We start from the raw sequence: 16309 nt of genomic DNA on the forward strand, positions 1-16309 counted from the left end.
AATGAAAGCACTGTTCTGGCGTGATCTTAAACTATTATTAGCACCACAAGCCTCTCCACTAACAGGACTATTGTTTTTCATCGCTGTTGTTATCATAACCCCCTTTGCCATTGGACCAGATCCCAAAACTCTTGCACAAATAGGACCAGGTATATTGTGGTTTGGAGCCCTTCTTGCAGGGCTCCTCAATCTGAACAAACTTTTCCAAATCGATCGCGATGATGGTAATCTCGACCAATTTATCCTTTCAGGACAAAGACAAAGTTTTACACTAATTGTCTTTACCAAATGTCTTGCCCATTGGGTAGGAACAATGCTTCCTCTTATTTTTGCTACACCTATTTTAGCCCTCATGCTCCATTTAGATGTAGTAATAACTTTTACAACAATACTTACCCTTTTATGCGGAACACCAGCCATTATTTTTATTGGCGCTATAGGAGCAGCACTGGCAACCTCATTGTTGCAAAGTACCCTTCTTATTTTCATCATTATCTTGCCATGGATCATTCCAATTATGATTTTTGGTGTTTCAGCTGCTACAGCTCCAACAAACCCAAATGCCTCTTTTCTCACATCCCTAGCTCTTCTTGGCGCTTTTTCACTTCTTTTGAGTCTTTTTAGCTCTTTTGTTGCTGCGATAACGCTTAAACTTTTATCAGAATAATAAAAGATGATTGCCGCATAGCAAAACTCTGCCTATTATGAATTTTATGAATGAAATAATGCGCACATATAAAATCAGGTCACTCCCTATAAGTTTTACCCGTTTCATGAAAATAAGCAAAATGATTTTGCCTTGGTTAGCCAGCATAACATTGTGTGTCCTTATCTTAGGGCTTATTCTTGTGATGCATTCCCCTGATGACTATCAACAAGGCATTACTGTTAAGATTATGTACCTTCATGTTCCCTTTGCGTGGTTGTCTACATTCTGCTATGTAACGATGAGTGCAGCGGCATTAGGAAATCTGATTTGGAAATATCATCTTGCTGATGTGGCACTTAAGTGTGGAGCGCCTATTGGGGCAATTTTTACCGCCTTAGCTCTCATGACAGGAGCACTTTGGGGGCGACCTACATGGGGAACATGGTGGGTCTGGGATGCACGATTAACATCAGTTTTAATTCTGCTTTTTATCTATCTTTCCATTATCCTGCTTGGACGAGCTTTCGATAACCCAATAAAAGCCGCGCGCGCTACTGCAATTCTTACACTTGTTGGATTTGTTAATATCCCTATTATTAAATTTTCCGTTAATTGGTGGAATACATTGCATCAACCAGCATCATTGTTACGCGCTGGAGGACCAACAATCGACAATGCTATGTTATGGCCCCTTATAACAATGCTCTTTTGTTTCATATTTATGTTTATTACGCTCTATTTGATGGCTATGCGAAATGAAATCAATCATCGTTATATCCAAATACTTCAGATGAAAAAATCCCGTCGTGCACAACAACAGGACTCTTCATCATGCTCGACCTAAATGGCATCCAAAGCGGACTTTTAGGAAATCTATCTTTGAAAATTGATTTTTTCCTTGGAACTCTTAAACACGAGCAAATTGTTGTTTTAAGCTATACGCTCTCTGCAATATCCCTCTTATGTCTCATTGGATATATTCTTTACAAAGCTCTATGCCAAAAAAAAATTCTCAAACAGCTAAACCAAAAAGAGCTGTCACAAAAAGAAAAATAGAATGAAAAACATCTCTCTAAAACTTAAAAAAAATATATCTTTGCCTGTTTTGTTTGTTCTTTTTGGACCATTTGTGCTTTTTCTTCTGCTCATGGTGTTTTTTTTCAATTTTATGGGTAAAAAATACCCTCAAGATCCTTCTCTTCTCCCAAATGCATTGGCTGAAAAACCTGCCCCCAATACTTATCTTCCCCTCCTTGATAAGGAAAGTTATCTCAATTCAAAACAGTTTAAAGGACGTGTCACATTGGTCAATTTTTGGGGTTCTTGGTGTTTACCCTGTCGCGAAGAGCATCCTCTTCTTATGAAAATTGCACAAGATAAACGTTTTGATCTAATTGGCATTAATTATAAAGATAACAAAGCAAACGCCCTGCGCTTTTTAAACAGTTTTGGTAATCCTTTTAAATTTATTGGCTTTGATGATTCAGGATATACAGCTATTGACTGGGGGGTGTATGGACCACCAGAAACCTTTCTCTTGAATAAAGAGAGTATTATTATTGCCAAACATGTTGGTCCCTTAACATGGCAAATTTATCAAAAAAAAATTCTCCCTAAAATTGAACAAGCGATCGTAACAGAAGACAAATAAAATATCGACATATTGATTTTAAATAATTTTTACCATTTTTATCTATTAAATGAAAACATCGAATACTATGAGATTTTTTTAAATTTCTTTATGTTGAATTAAAAAAATGTTTAAGAAAAGGCTAAAAATACTTTTTATGAATCATCTAAATATGAAAATAATTGGCATACATCGAAAAAAGCTAAAGAAAGAAATATTCTAGAGATTCATATTAGCTATGCTTAAACTTTTATGACGTGAATAAAATAAGCTTTTATTGCAATCATCATTACTTAATGAAAAATGTTTGATTATGTTTTTTCTTCCAAAAATTCTTGCGCTATAAAACGATACGTTTTTGAGCAAAATTCACATGTAACTGAAATATATTTATTTTGAACCATTTTATTGCGTTCATCAATAGGAAAGCCTTCTAGGATTCCTTTAATTTTTTCGCGTGAACAAGAACATTGATCAACAAGAGAAAAAGAATTAAAAACTCTAACACCTTGTTCATGAAAAAGACGAAACAATAACTGTTTACTACCAACTTGAGGATCCGTTAATTCTGCACTTTCAATCGTTTTCATGAGCATTTTGGCTTCTTGCCATTGGTTATCCAATTGGGTGTGGTTTTTTGTTTCTTCTCGCTTGTAATGAGACGATGCTTGGGGCAAAAGTTGGGTCAAAATACCTCCAGAGCGCCATCTTTTCTGCGGTTTTCCTTGTTGATCACGATTAATTAATATAGCAACAGCCAAACGGATATCGGTAGGAATTTGCTCTGATTGATCAAAATAAGTGCGAGAAGCTTCTTGTAAATTTGATCCATCTAATGCAACTATCCCTTGATAGGGTTGCATATGGGGACCTTGATCAATCGTAAAAGCTAAAGTGCCTTTTCCTAAAAGTGTTTCTGAAGAGGTTTGATCACTGTCTATTGCTTGTTTCAGCTGTTCTTTATCAAAACGAGCGTATCCACGTAAACTGGAAGGAGGCGAAAAATCGCACACCAACATATTAACCGGTCCATCGGAATGGGTTTGTAGAATAAATTTTCCCGTAAGCTTTAGAGAAGTTCCAAGCAGAACCGTTAAAAGTAAAGCTTCTGCCAGAAGATAAGAAACCGGTTCAGGATATTGATGTCTGTTAAGAATAGAATTTAAAGTTTCCCCAAGTTGTACGGTACGTCCACGGATATCAAGTTCTTCGACTTGAAAGGGAATAACATTATCATCTTCATGCAAGAAAGTGTTGTTGAGAGAGGCTTCATCTTTAGCGTGTTTACTCATAGCTTTGCCTTTTTTATATAATTTGTTGTAGGGTGGCTATTTTGTAGAGAAAAACGCATCTTGTAAACACCAAGAAAGAATTGCTTTTTGAGCATGAAGACGATTTTCCGCCTCATCGAAAACAACAGAGTGCGGTCCATCAATCACAGAATCAACCACTTCTTCACCACGATGAGCAGGAAGACAATGCATAAAAAGAGCATCAGGTTTTGCTAATTTCATGAGAGATTCATTGACTTGATAAGGCTGAAAAATAGAACGACTGCGAGCACGAAATTCTTGTCCCATGGAGACCCATGTGTCGGTCATAATACAATCAGCATCTTGAGCTGCTTTTTGGGGATCATGGGTTAGCATAAGATGTGCTCCCCGCTCACGTGCCCAATGTATAAATTTTTCCTGTGGTTCACTGCCCTTTGGAGTAGCAATACGCAAATGAAAACCAAAAAGAGCTGCGGCTTCAATTAAGGAATGGAGCACATTATTACCATCCCCCATCCACGCAAATATTTTGCCAGCAATTGGCCCCCGATGCTCCTCATAAGTTAAGATATCTGCTAGAATTTGGCAAGGATGTGTATCATCTGTAAGGGCATTAATGACAGGAATTTGTGCATATTGTGCCAATTCGAGCATACGTTGGTGTTTCGTTGTTCGCAATATCACAATATCCACAAAACGGGATAAAACGCGCGCCGTATCAGCTATGGTTTCACTATGACCAAGTTGCATCTCTGAACCCGTGAGCATGATCGTATTTCCCCCCATCTGGCGCATACTGATATCGAATGAAATACGGGTTCGTGTGGATGGTTTTTCAAAAATCATCGCGAGTGTTTTACCTATAAAAGGTTTTGAACCTTTTCCTGCCTTAAAAGATGCTTTAAGAATTTTTGCATAATCAATCAGTGCACGTGCCATTGCTGGCGTTAAAATGGATAAATCCGTGAAATGACGAAGAGCATTTGTCATATGTGTGATATTTGTCTTTCTTTATTTATTTGCGAAAGATAGGAAATTGCTTTTTCAATACGATGCAAACTTTCATCTATTTCTTCTTCCCTAATGATAAGAGGAGGCAATAAGCGCACAACATTGTTGTTGGCTGCAACGCTTAAGAGATATTCATTTTCCAAAGCATTAACGACAAGATTTGAAGGCACAACACATTGAATACCCAACATAAGCCCCATCCCCTGAACTGCGCAGATAATATCAGGATAGATATTGAGAATGTGCAAAAGCCCACTTTTTAGCTTATCACCCATGCGCTGAACATGGATGAGAAAACTTGGCTCTAATAAAATATCAAGAATACTATTTCCTACAGCCATTCCAAGCAAATTTCCTCCAAAGGTTGATCCATGCGTTCCAGGTATCATACTTTTTGCAACTTTATCCGTTGCAAGGCAAGCGCCCAATGGAAATCCACCTCCTAGTCCTTTTGCGAGGGTAAGAATATCAGGCGTGACATCACTCCATTCATAAGCAAAAAGCTTTCCTGTTCGTCCCATGCCCGTTTGCACTTCATCCAAAATCAACAACAGACCATTATCATCGCATATTTTACGCAAAAATCTTAAATATTCATGAGAAACCGTTCGTATTCCTCCTTCTCCTTGAATAGGTTCAATAAGAATAGCGGCGGTATTTTTATTAATAGCGTTACGCAAAGCGACTTCATCACAAAAAGGTACTTGAATAAATCCACCAGCTTTAGGTCCAAAGCCTTCAAGATACTTTTCATGCCCAGTCGCAGCAAGTGCTGCAAGTGTACGTCCATGAAATGCCCCTTCAAAAGTAATTATTTCAATGCGTGCTGAATGACCAGTAGCATAGTAATAATGACGTGCCGTTTTGAATGCGCACTCCAATGCTTCAGTGCCTGAATTGCAGAAAAAAACCTTATCCGCAAAACTATTTGCACAAAGCCGCGTGGCAAAAGATGCTTGTTCAGGAGATTGAAAAATATTAGAAACATGCCAAAGTTTTTCAGCTTGTATCTTGAGCGTATCAACCAATTTTGGATGTGAATATCCTAATGCATTAACAGCAATGCCAGATGTGAAATCAAGATAATGGTCTCCTTTATCGGAAATAAGCCATACACCATGCCCCTGTTCAAAATGCAAATTTCGTCTTGCGAAGCATTCATAAAGTGGTTGTATAGAGACAGCATCCATCATAATTTCCTTTATATTTTAACCTTTTCAATATATACAAAGCAATACTACAAATGAAACAGCATGGTACATTTCGTTACGGTGCTTTCAACATTTCATTACGATTAATGATTAGACCTATGGAATAGATCATTACACCAATTGAAAAAAAGTCAATAAAGCTTCTACAAATAAGCATTTTGAGAAAAAGCCTTAAACAAAAGTAAAAGTTTAGCCTATAATTGATTTGCAAGTTGGGGAAAACATTCTAAATAAACTCTTCAAGAGTTAAAGACTCTTGTCATAGAGTGAGTGCATATTGTAATTTACAATATAATAAGCAAGATGATGTGTTTTGATTTGTAAGTCCACAGGTTGGGTGATTTTCTTATGCTCGCTTAGAGTGTAAAGTTCTTTCATTCAGCGTAATGAAAACATTATTTAAACATTTGAAGATGCAACGGGGGAGAGCATCTTAGTGACGTAATCGGAATGGAGTACTGGTATGGGTTGGACATGTGAACGCGTTGAGCTTCTTAAAAAGCTTTGGAGTGAAGGGTTAAGTGCAAGTCAAATTGCTGCTCAATTAGGGGGGGTCAGCAGAAATGCAGTCATCGGCAAAGTACATCGATTAAAGTTACCAGGACGTGGTAAGACAGCACAAGGAAGCACACGTGTGCAAAAAACTCCCGTGGGAAGCAGCAGCCCATCATCTCCACGTGTGCGTCGCAACACATCCACGGTATCGCCAATAAACACATCATCTGTAAGTATTGAAGAAACAGCTTTAAAGACAGAATTTATAGTGGAAGATGTAAAAGAAGTTGATATATCCACAAAATCCAATGTCGTTGTGCCTATATCACGTCAACTTAATCTTCTACAATTGAGTGAAAATACATGTAGATGGCCGGTTGGCGATCCATTATCAGCAGATTTTCATTTTTGTGGTGCCGATTCTGATGAAAATAGCCCCTATTGTGCCTTTCATGCTAAGCTAGCATTTCAACCAATATCTGAAAGACGTCGGATAAGAGTATAATACCCACGGTAGAATCTCATATTCTACGCCTTCTGCGCTTCGTTATTAAATTTCCGACTATCGGATTAGTATGAGAAAGAAATTTATGAAAACGGGGCTTTTAATATTTCTTCATAAACTATTCAACGAAACTGTATCTTTTGGTGCTACTGCGCAGCTATGTGTTGTAAAGTTATATTTCTGTTCATTTTCACGATTCTCTTTAATTTAGTTGTACTGCTGTTAACACTATCCATAGCAATATCTTTTGAATAAGACAGTTTCTCAATTTCTCATGTTTTTATTCTTCGTGTATTTAATAGAGTCATGCTATGGTTTATAAAAATAATTTATCGCTTTGCAACCTGAATGAGGTTCATCTATATCTCTCTCATTCTAAGTCTTCTTATATTGAATTAATCAAATTTTTTCGTTTGCACATCACAAACAAGATGAGAGCCGTGTAGAGTAAAAACACTTAAAGAAAAGCATGCCTTTATAAATGCTTTCAAGTGCCAAGGGCTTAAAGAATTGTCGCAACATTGGGAGTATGGAAAAGTGTATGATGATGCCAGCTTGCTCTTTTATTAAGCATAAAGATAGGCGTGCTTCATGGATTTATCATTATACCCTTCACGAATGCCGTCGCAAAATAGGATTGGGAGTGTTGAAAGATGTTTCTTTAAAACAAGCCTGTGAATATATGCAATGACAATGTCGTTCTGTTTTGCGTGAGGGATGTGTCCCCATTAAAGAACGCGATAAACAAAAGCGTGAAGTAATACGTAGAATATAAAATAATATCTTTATAATTTTTTATAAAAAATTATAAAGAAGAGAATATTGTATTCAAGGCTCTTACGAAATATACGAAAACAATAAATTATAAGTATGAATAAATATTAAACCTAGAACGACCACAATAACATCAATTTCCTGCTTCCGACACAAAACGGCGCAACCAAACATAAAGCGCACCTTCTCCGCCATGCTGACGCGCTGCTTGCTCAAACGCATGGACATAATATCGAAAAGCTGGTGTTGATAACCAATACGGAACAAATCTATATAAAGCTCCATCGCTCCCAACTGATCGGCCTTTTCCTGTAATCACAAGGACATAACGCAATCCTCTCTGCTGAGAAAATTGTAGAAATTTTTTTAAGAAAAAATAAGCTTCTTCCTGCATATAACCATGGAGATCAAGACGCGCCTCAAGAGGATAACGACCTTGAGAAATTTTATGATGTGCAACATGATCAAAGAAATGAATCTTATGCGCTTGTGTAACACCCTTCTTTTCTCTTTTAATCATTGTGGAGTGTTGTTGATTTTCACGAGACACTGGAGGATTTTGAGTTACGCGCTGTTTTTTATCATTAATATTTGCAATATTTTCTGAAACAGAAGAGGATATCTTACCATGAAGCGGTGTTGTCGTACGACAAACCATCTCCCATAAAAGGCGATCTTGTGAAGCCAATAAACCTCTTTTTTGTCTCCATTCATTTGAGGACATTTTCATTTCTCATAAATCATTGAGTGCTTATGGAAAAAACACCAAAAGTACTTTAATTTTCATCTTCTGTAGCAAAAAGCTTCCAGTTTGGATCTGACGATAAGCTATTGCGAACAAAAGTCCAAATATCCTTAATTTCTACAATAGCATCAGGATCACCATCTATACGCTCGCCCTGTTCATTATAAGTAACAGAAATCATCTCACTGACGATACGTATCGTTAAAAGTTCATCCTTTTCTTGTATTGCCGCCGCGACAAACTCGATCTTATTAATTCCAACGAAAGTGAACTCTATTCTTTCTTTATTTTTTTCTCGTTGCTCAATAGCCGTACAAAAACTCTCAAAAACATCCTGACAAAGCAAGCTTTTAAGTTGATTGCGATCACCTTTGGCAAAAGCTGTTACAATCATTTCATAAGCAATTTGTGCACCTTTTATAAAAAATTGAGGAGAAAAATGAGGATCAATTCTATGCAATTCCCGCAAATTTTTATTCAAAATACTTCCCTGTGGTGAAATTTTATCAATTTCACTAAAGTCGTCTTTTTGTGAATTTTTCTGATGAGGGAACGAAACAATATTATCAGCCGTTTCTGCTTCAACTTGTTTTTTAGAACGACGTGAATAAGGATCAAAGGGTGGCTTTTCAAACCCAATTCGTTTCCCTAATACATTACGGAGTTGCACAAAAATAACAACCATAACAACAAGAGCTATGACAAGTATAACGTCAAATTCCATAGGCGCTATCAATCTCCAAAGCTTAAGTCTCTAATAAACATTGCAGTCAATACCATTTATCAATAAATATGTAAAATAAGGAATCTTATCATTCAAATATTTTTATAGATTTAAACGGAGTGCTCTTAAGAATTTCTCCCCCTACTCATCCAGAAGGAAACTTTCATGTGATAAAACTTTATTCTATAAATCCTCGTTTTTTTGTTGTTATCTTTCTTTGCATTCTTTTAATCGAGATTGCTGGTTTTATCTTTGTTGGTCAAGAAATTGGTATTTTGGCAACTTTGAGTTTGGTTATTCTCACAACCATAGTTGGGGTTGTTTTATTGCGAATTCAAGGGATTAGCCTTTTAAAAAACATACAAAATGAACTTATTCAAGGACGCACATTAGAGAATAATATTATTAATGATGCTTTCATCCTGTTTAGTGCAATTTTACTTATTCTTCCCGGCTTTGTAAGTGATCTCTTGGGAATATTACTTCTTATTAAACCTATTCGCTCTGTTGTTTGGCATTTCTTTGCATCATTAAAAAACAAAATGAATCCCAATGCTAAAAGAAAAAATGACTCTGAAAAAATAATTGATCTTAAAGCAGAAGATTACACAATTCATGATACTACAGAATCTCCATGGCGCAAAAATGATGATAACCATTGAAATGCCTAAAAAATCTGTAACAAACTAAAAAAATATTCAAGATAAAGAGCGCATTTCTTGCAACCTTTTGCAAGGCGTGATAACCAATCTAGTCTTTAGATCTAAAATAAATATACATATTATAATGAGAGAGGTTCGTCGTATGGCCGAAGGTGAAATGAATAACAGTAGTGGAGAGCCGGTTTTTGCTGTATTAACTCAATATTTAAAAGATTTATCATTCGAAAACCCAGGGGCTCCTCGTTCATTGCGTGCACGTGAAAAATCACCACAAATTGATATCAATATTAACGTCAACGCTAACCCAATTGGTGATGATAATTATGATGTCGTTTTGTCTCTCTCCGTCAAAGCCAATGATGAAACTGAAACCTTATTTCATGTAGAACTGATTTACGGTGGTGTTTTTCACCTTAAAAACATTCCACAAGAACATGTTATGCCTCTGGTCTTTATTGAATGTCCCCGTCTTTTATTTCCATTTGCTCGCCAAATTATATCTGATGCTACTCAAAATGGTGGCTTTCCACCTTTGTGGATTGATCCTATTGATTTTGCAGCACTCTTCCAAAAGCGTCTTTCTGAAGAACAAAAAGACAATCAAATACAGCCTTCTTAAAAAATTTATTCTTTTGTTATCAAAAAGCCCCTTGATATATTATTGGTATATTAGGGGTTTTTTTCCTTTAGACGACTTTTGCGGCATGATAAGCCGCAAGCATTGCAATATTGACAACATCTGTATCGCTTCCACTAAACGGTACAATTTGGACAGATTTTTCCAATCCAATTAAAATAGGACCAATGATGGTTGCTTCACCAAGTTCTTGTAACATTTTGCTTGCAATGGAAGACGCATGATATCCAGGCATAACCAAAATGTTAGCGGGCTCCGTTAATCCCATAAATGGATATTGCTGCATCAATTTGGGATTGAGTGCCACATCAGCACTCATTTCTCCATCAAACTCAAAATCAACTTTGCGTTCATGCAAGATATTAATCGCATCCTGAACTTGCTGTGTCATCTGCCCGTTCATATAACCAAATGTAGAAAATGCTAAAAATGCTACCCGTGGTTGATATCCAAATCCTCGCACAAAAGAAGCTGCTTGTTCAGCTATATCCGCAAGTTCTTCAGCATTAGGATTTTCATAAACAGCTGTATCCGTAATAAACACAGTTCGTCCACGGCAAATAGCCATTGAAATACCAATCAATCGTTCTTTTGGTTTTTCATCAATTGCACGACGTATATCGATCAACGCTGTTTCATAATTGCATGTCACCCCTGTAACCATTGCATCAGCATCTCCTAGTGCCACCATACACGCAGCAAAATAATTGCGATCATTATTGATACGATGATGACAATCACGCAACAGCCAGCCTTGACGCTGCATCTTTTTATAAAGATAATTCGCATAAGCATCTGTACGGCAAGAAAGCTTAGCATTCATAATAGAAATACCTTCACGCTCCAGATCAATTCCAGCGATAACAGCCGCTTCTCTTACTTGATCTTCACGACCAACCAAAATCGCTTGTCCTAATTTTTGATGAACATAGGAAACAGCTGCCCGCATAACTTGCTCTTCTTCACCTTCTGCAAAGACAATTTGTTTTGGCACTTGACGAACATGGTTATAAACCTCACGCATTATAGAGGAAGTAGGATCACGTCTCGCATTCAAATCGCGCTCATAGGCCTCTAAATCATCTATGTTCTTTTGCGCAACACCGCTTTCCATTGCTGCTTTTGCTACCGCTATTGAAACAACCGTAAATAAACGCGGATCAAAAGGAACAGGGATGATATAATTAGGACCAAATTTTAATCGCTTTCCATGATAAGCTTCTGCAACGCTGTCAGGCACTTCTTCATGCGCTAAATTAGCAAGAGCCTTTGCCGCAGCAATCTTCATGTCTTCATTAATAACTCTTGCACGCACATCAAGCGCACCACGAAATATATAAGGAAAACAGAGAACATTATTAATCTGATTTGGATAATCGGAACGTCCTGTTGCAACAATGGCATCATGACGCACTTGCATAACCTCTTCCGGCGTAATTTCTGGATCGGGATTAGCCATAGCAAAAATGATGGGCTGGGGGGCCATGGATTTTACCATTTCAGGAGTAAGAGCACCTTTAGCAGAAACCCCAAAAAATATATCTGCACCTTCCATTGCTTCCATAAGCGTACGTTTATCTGTTTGAATAGCATGCGCAGATTTCCACTGATTCATTCCCTCTTTGCGACCTTTATAGACCACACCCTTTGTATCACATAATATGATATTTTCGGAACGAAAACCCATCGCTTTAATCAGTTCAATACAAGCAATCCCTGCAGAACCAGCACCATTACAGACTAACCGCGTATTTTGCATATCGCGCCCTGTTAAAGTCAAAGCATTGAGAACACCAGCAGCTACAATAATTGCTGTACCGTGTTGATCGTCGTGAAAAACAGGAATATTCATCACCTCGCGTAGGCGGCTTTCAATCATAAAGCACTCTGGCGCCTTAATGTCTTCAAGATTGATTCCACCAAAAGAAGGTTCTAAATGACGCACTAAATTGATAAAACTTTCCGTATCGTTTATATCAATTTCTAAATCAATGGAATCAATATCCGCAAAACGCTTAAACAACACTGCTTTGCCTTCCATGACCGGCTTAGAGGCAAGTGCACCTAAATTGCCTAACCCTAAAATAGCTGTACCATTTGAAATAACAGCAACAAGATTGCCTTTTGCTGTATAATCATAAGCTAGCGCTGGATTTTGAGCAATTGCCTTAACTGGAACCGCAACACCTGGTGAATAAGCAAGTGCTAAATCATGCTGTGTTGCCATAGACTTTGTTGGAACAATCTCAAGCTTTCCTGGTCGACCACGACTATGAAAATCTAGAGCTTCTCTTTCGCTCGCACTGTAAACCGTTTGAGATATTTTCTGATCCTGCTCGCTCTTTTTCATCTCACTCTATCTTCTCCAAAAACAGTGTCAATTTTGCATTGATAATGCGTATAATCATCCAATTTTTAAAATTTGATTCATATATCAAAAATCGCTATTCTTGCCTTAGCAAATCTAATGATGCGTTTCAATTTAGAGATAAATAAATAAAAGAGTAAAATTTTTACTTAAAGGGAACAGGCTACGTACAAATGGATAAAAAAAACAACTATAAAAATAATTTAATTCCACAGTCTGGCTCCTCATCTGCTCTCCCTCAAGAACGTCTTACTCCTATGATGGAGCAGTATATAGAAATTAAAGCCGTCAATCATGATTCCCTTCTCTTTTACCGAATGGGTGATTTCTATGAATTATTTTTTAATGATGCAATTGAAGCTGCTCAAGCTTTAGGAATCACACTCACAGCACGTGGAAAACATTTAGGACAAGATATTCCTATGTGTGGTGTTCCCGTTCATGCGGCAGATGATTATTTGCAAAAACTCATTGCTTGTGGTTATCGCGTTGCTGTTTGTGAACAAACAGAAGATCCTGCTGAAGCGAAAAAACGTGGCTCAAAATCTGTTGTTCGGCGTGATGTTGTTCGTCTTGTAACACCTGGAACAATAACAGAAGAAAAACTCCTTGATCCAACACGCGCAAATTATTTGATGACACTTTCCCGTATAAAAACCAGTGATGGAGAGGAGTTTGCTCTTTCTTGGATTGATATCTCAACAGGCATATTTCGTGTAACAGAAAGCCGCCAAGAAAAACTTTTGGCAGATATTATGCGTGTGGATCCAAAAGAAATCATTGTTGCTGATTCCTTTTTCCATGATAAATCTCACAAATCGCTTTTTAATGTTCTTGACCGTATTGTTTCACCTCAACCTGCTTGTCTCTTTGATGCACTCACCGCTGAACGCGATATTTGCAATTATTTTAAGCTCTCAACTCTTGAGGGGATTGCCGATTATTCACGCTGTGAACTCTCTGCAATTGTAGCGGCTATTCGTTATATCGAAAAAACACAAATCACACATCGTCCTCCTCTCATGCAACCTGAGCGCCAAAATGAAAGTGCGACTCTTTTTATTGATGCTGCAACCAGACTAAGCCTTGAACTTATTCGTACGACATCAGGTCAACGGGATGGAAGTTTATTAAAAGCTATTGATCGCACTGTAACAGGAGGAGGATCACGCCTTCTTATTGATCGCCTTATTGCTCCCCTCACCACTCCTTCAGCGATTGATACGCGTTTGGATTCTATCGATTTTTTTCTACGTAATCCTTCTCTTGCAGAAGCGATAAAGCTTATTTTAAAGGGGGGACCAGATATGCCTCGCGCCGTTTCACGTTTGGCTCTTGGACGAGGAGGCCCCCGTGATATGGCGACAATCCAGCGCGGTTTTGAAATTATTCGCGAATTGCATCAACTTCTTGATAATGAGCTTCTGCCTCAAGAAATAAGTGGTGTACAACAGGTATTTTCAAACTTACCCACTGCTTTATACTTTCATTTAGAACAAGCATTAGCTGATGATCTCCCACTCCTTAAACGTGATGGAGGATTTATTCGTTCCAATTACCATAAAGAGCTCGATGAAATGCGGGCTTTACGTGATGAATCTCGCCGTATCATTGCTGAACTTCAAGCGCAATATGCCCAAGAAACAGATATTAAGACGCTTAAAATAAAGCATAATAATATTCTAGGTTATTTCATTGAAGTAACCAGCACACAAGCATCTTCCCTTACAAATAATCCACAAGCTAAAGCACGTTTTATTCATCGGCAAACAATGGCAAACGCTATGCGTTTTACGACAACAGAGCTTGCTGACCTTGAAAGCCGCATTGCCCATGCTGCCAACCACGCATTGACACTTGAATTAGAGATCTTTGATATTCTTGTTCAAGAAATTACCGAACAAGTTGATTTTATTCGTAAAGCCTCTGAAGCACTTGCCATTTTAGATGTCTCTGTCGCTCTAGCGCATCTTGCTGAAGAACAAGGATATTGCCGCCCTAAAATTGATCATTCACTGACCTTTCATATTACAGCAGGACGCCATCCTGTCGTCGAGCAAGCACTCCGTAAACAAGCCGCAGAACCTTTTATTGCCAATAATTGTGATCTCTCTGTGAAAGAAAATCAGCAATATGCAGCAATCTGGCTTTTGACAGGGCCTAATATGGGAGGGAAATCAACTTTTTTGCGGCAAAATGCTCTTATTGCTATTATGGCGCAAATGGGATCCTTCGTTCCAGCAACTTCAGCACATATTGGTGTCGTTGATCGCCTATTTAGTCGCGTTGGGGCTTCCGATGATCTTGCAAGGGGGCGCTCAACCTTTATGATGGAAATGGTTGAAACAGCAACGATTCTCAATCATGCTAGCCACCATTCCCTTGTTATTCTTGATGAAATAGGACGTGGAACATCAACCTTTGATGGACTTTCTATTGCTTGGGCTGCTGTTGAATATCTCCATGAAGTTAACCATTGTCGTGCTATTCTTGCTACCCATTTTCATGAAATGACTGCACTTACCGAAAAACTTGACAGACTGCATAATGTAACCATGAAAGTCAAAAACTGGGATGGTGATGTAGTTTTTCTTCATGAAATCACACCAGGAGCGGCTGACCGTTCCTATGGTGTACAAGTGGCAAAGCTTGCTGGACTTCCCCCAGCCGTTATTACACGAGCAACAGATGTACTCCATCAATTAGAACAAGGCGAAATGGCTGGAAAAGGACATAAACTCATTGATGATTTACCACTCTTTTCTCTTAAAGCAACATCTCCCGTCAATGAAGCAAAAAACAAACATTGTGTACTTCACGAAGCTTTAAAAAATATCCATCCCGATGAACTCTCTCCTAAACAAGCTTTAGAAGCAATTTACCACCTCAAACAGCTTGAAAAGAGTACCCCCCTATAGAAAACAAATGCTATTTTTTATTAAAAAGCTCTCTTAATAGGAGATAACGTAACCTTTTTTGCTATGCCACAGCACAAACAGTTATTTACCGTATTCCCATTGCTTTTCTACATAATCTATTTTGATAAGTGTAATTGCCTATAGGCAAAACCCTATGCATTATATTTCATATTGCCTTAGATTAATATTGGCTCTTATACAAAAATTGCTCAACATCGACTATTTTTACAAGATTGTCTTTTTTTGTAAAGATTGTCATGAAATCTCCTCCACCTTGCAAATACGCCATATTTAATGAATTATGCTTTTTCACGATCAATATTATTGTTATCATAGCAATATTTTTAGTTTAAAACTGTCAGTGTTGGAATACCACCCTTTGCATAATAAATTCATGAATAATGGATCTCGCATTTTCTTCAAATTTTAAATTATAAAGAGCTCTTTTACTGTTTTCATATGAAACATATAATTAGATATATCACAGCTGTACTTTATTTTCATAAACATCCTTCAACTCCTTCCCACACCTTAATGGATAAGAATTTTCATTCGAATCAAGTCTGCAAATAGTCCAGCTTCTAACGGATTTTCCTTGACTTCCTAATCATGTGCTTCTCTTAAACTCAAAGCTTTACAAACAAGTCTAAGAATATTCACCACACACTAAAAACACACTTAATATTTAAGGAAGATGCCGTATATC

General features: G+C 37.6%; 15 protein-coding genes. 9 read left to right on the top strand and 6 right to left on the bottom strand.

Features of this window, described 5'->3' with window-relative positions; all coding sequences use genetic code 11:
- Position 1 precedes the first annotated feature (1 nt).
- The 4 genes from ccmB to ACFILW_RS04555 are packed head-to-tail and all read left to right on the top strand — an operon-like array spanning position 2 to position 2300.
- Positions 2-667, top strand: coding sequence for a heme exporter protein CcmB (ccmB, locus tag ACFILW_RS04540; protein WP_375621965.1), 666 nt, complete (start codon positions 2-4; stop codon positions 665-667).
- Positions 668-713: 46 nt separating this feature from the next.
- Complete coding sequence (locus ACFILW_RS04545) at positions 714-1493, top strand: heme ABC transporter permease (protein WP_375621966.1); 780 nt, start codon at positions 714-716, stop codon at positions 1491-1493.
- The gene (locus ACFILW_RS04550; RefSeq protein WP_375621967.1) at positions 1481-1705 is read left to right on the top strand and encodes a hypothetical protein; all 225 of its coding nucleotides are present in this window, start codon (positions 1481-1483) and stop codon (positions 1703-1705) included. Before ACFILW_RS04545 ends, ACFILW_RS04550 begins: the two co-directional genes overlap by 13 nt.
- A gap of 1 nt (position 1706) precedes the next feature.
- Positions 1707-2300 (top strand): DsbE family thiol:disulfide interchange protein, encoded by a 594-nt coding sequence (locus ACFILW_RS04555; protein ID WP_375685243.1) that lies wholly within the window; start codon positions 1707-1709, stop codon positions 2298-2300.
- Positions 2301-2590: 290 nt separating this feature from the next.
- On the opposite strand, the gene ACFILW_RS04560 is transcribed toward ACFILW_RS04555, so the two are convergent.
- From ACFILW_RS04560 to ACFILW_RS04570, 3 genes are read right to left on the bottom strand one after another with little or no spacing between them, the layout of a single operon-like run.
- The gene (locus ACFILW_RS04560) at positions 2591-3571 is read right to left on the bottom strand and encodes an Hsp33 family molecular chaperone (RefSeq protein ID WP_375685244.1); all 981 of its coding nucleotides are present in this window, start codon (positions 3569-3571) and stop codon (positions 2591-2593) included.
- A 36-nt stretch (positions 3572-3607) separates the two neighbouring features.
- Positions 3608-4543 (bottom strand): ornithine carbamoyltransferase, encoded by a 936-nt coding sequence (argF, locus tag ACFILW_RS04565; protein ID WP_375621970.1) that lies wholly within the window; start codon positions 4541-4543, stop codon positions 3608-3610.
- Positions 4540-5754 carry an aspartate aminotransferase family protein gene (locus tag ACFILW_RS04570; RefSeq protein ID WP_375621971.1) on the bottom strand — a complete coding sequence of 405 codons (1215 nt, stop codon included), beginning with the start codon at positions 5752-5754 and terminating at the stop codon, positions 4540-4542. Before ACFILW_RS04570 ends, argF begins: the two co-directional genes overlap by 4 nt.
- Positions 5755-6238: 484 nt before the next feature.
- Between ACFILW_RS04570 and ACFILW_RS04575 the strand changes: the two genes are divergently transcribed.
- Both ACFILW_RS04575 and ACFILW_RS04580 read left to right on the top strand, forming a co-directional pair.
- Positions 6239-6775: a GcrA family cell cycle regulator gene (locus tag ACFILW_RS04575; protein WP_375621972.1), complete on the top strand. Its 537-nt coding sequence runs from the start codon at positions 6239-6241 to the stop codon at positions 6773-6775.
- Positions 6776-7316: 541 nt separating this feature from the next.
- Entirely contained in the window at positions 7317-7466 is a 150-nt protein-coding gene (locus tag ACFILW_RS04580; RefSeq protein WP_375621973.1) for a hypothetical protein, read from the top strand.
- A 216-nt stretch (positions 7467-7682) separates the two neighbouring features.
- Here ACFILW_RS04580 and ACFILW_RS04585 read toward each other — a convergent pair whose 3' ends face one another.
- Both ACFILW_RS04585 and ACFILW_RS04590 read right to left on the bottom strand, forming a co-directional pair.
- Entirely contained in the window at positions 7683-8273 is a 591-nt protein-coding gene (locus ACFILW_RS04585; RefSeq protein WP_375685245.1) for a Smr/MutS family protein, read from the bottom strand.
- Between the two features lie 52 nt (positions 8274-8325).
- Positions 8326-9018 (bottom strand): Tim44/TimA family putative adaptor protein, encoded by a 693-nt coding sequence (locus tag ACFILW_RS04590; RefSeq protein WP_375645676.1) that lies wholly within the window; start codon positions 9016-9018, stop codon positions 8326-8328.
- 167 nt (positions 9019-9185) lie between these two features.
- Between ACFILW_RS04590 and ACFILW_RS04595 the strand changes: the two genes are divergently transcribed.
- Both ACFILW_RS04595 and secB read left to right on the top strand, forming a co-directional pair.
- Positions 9186-9680 carry an FxsA family protein gene (locus ACFILW_RS04595; RefSeq protein WP_375621976.1) on the top strand — a complete coding sequence of 165 codons (495 nt, stop codon included), beginning with the start codon at positions 9186-9188 and terminating at the stop codon, positions 9678-9680.
- Between the two features lie 142 nt (positions 9681-9822).
- On the top strand, positions 9823-10299 hold the full coding sequence (gene secB, locus ACFILW_RS04600) for a protein-export chaperone SecB (protein WP_375621977.1): 477 nt from the start codon (positions 9823-9825) through the stop codon (positions 10297-10299).
- Between the two features lie 67 nt (positions 10300-10366).
- Here secB and ACFILW_RS04605 read toward each other — a convergent pair whose 3' ends face one another.
- On the bottom strand, positions 10367-12667 hold the full coding sequence (locus ACFILW_RS04605; RefSeq protein WP_375621978.1) for an NADP-dependent malic enzyme: 2301 nt from the start codon (positions 12665-12667) through the stop codon (positions 10367-10369).
- A 191-nt stretch (positions 12668-12858) separates the two neighbouring features.
- Here ACFILW_RS04605 and mutS point away from each other — a divergent pair, with 191 nt between their 5' ends.
- On the top strand, positions 12859-15603 hold the full coding sequence (gene mutS / locus ACFILW_RS04610; RefSeq protein WP_375645675.1) for a DNA mismatch repair protein MutS: 2745 nt from the start codon (positions 12859-12861) through the stop codon (positions 15601-15603).
- Positions 15604-16309 lie beyond the last annotated feature (706 nt).

Origin of the sequence: Bartonella sp. TT110JLCBS, from assembly GCF_042193405.1 — a bacterium.
Classification (GTDB): Bacteria; Pseudomonadota; Alphaproteobacteria; order Rhizobiales; family Rhizobiaceae; genus Bartonella.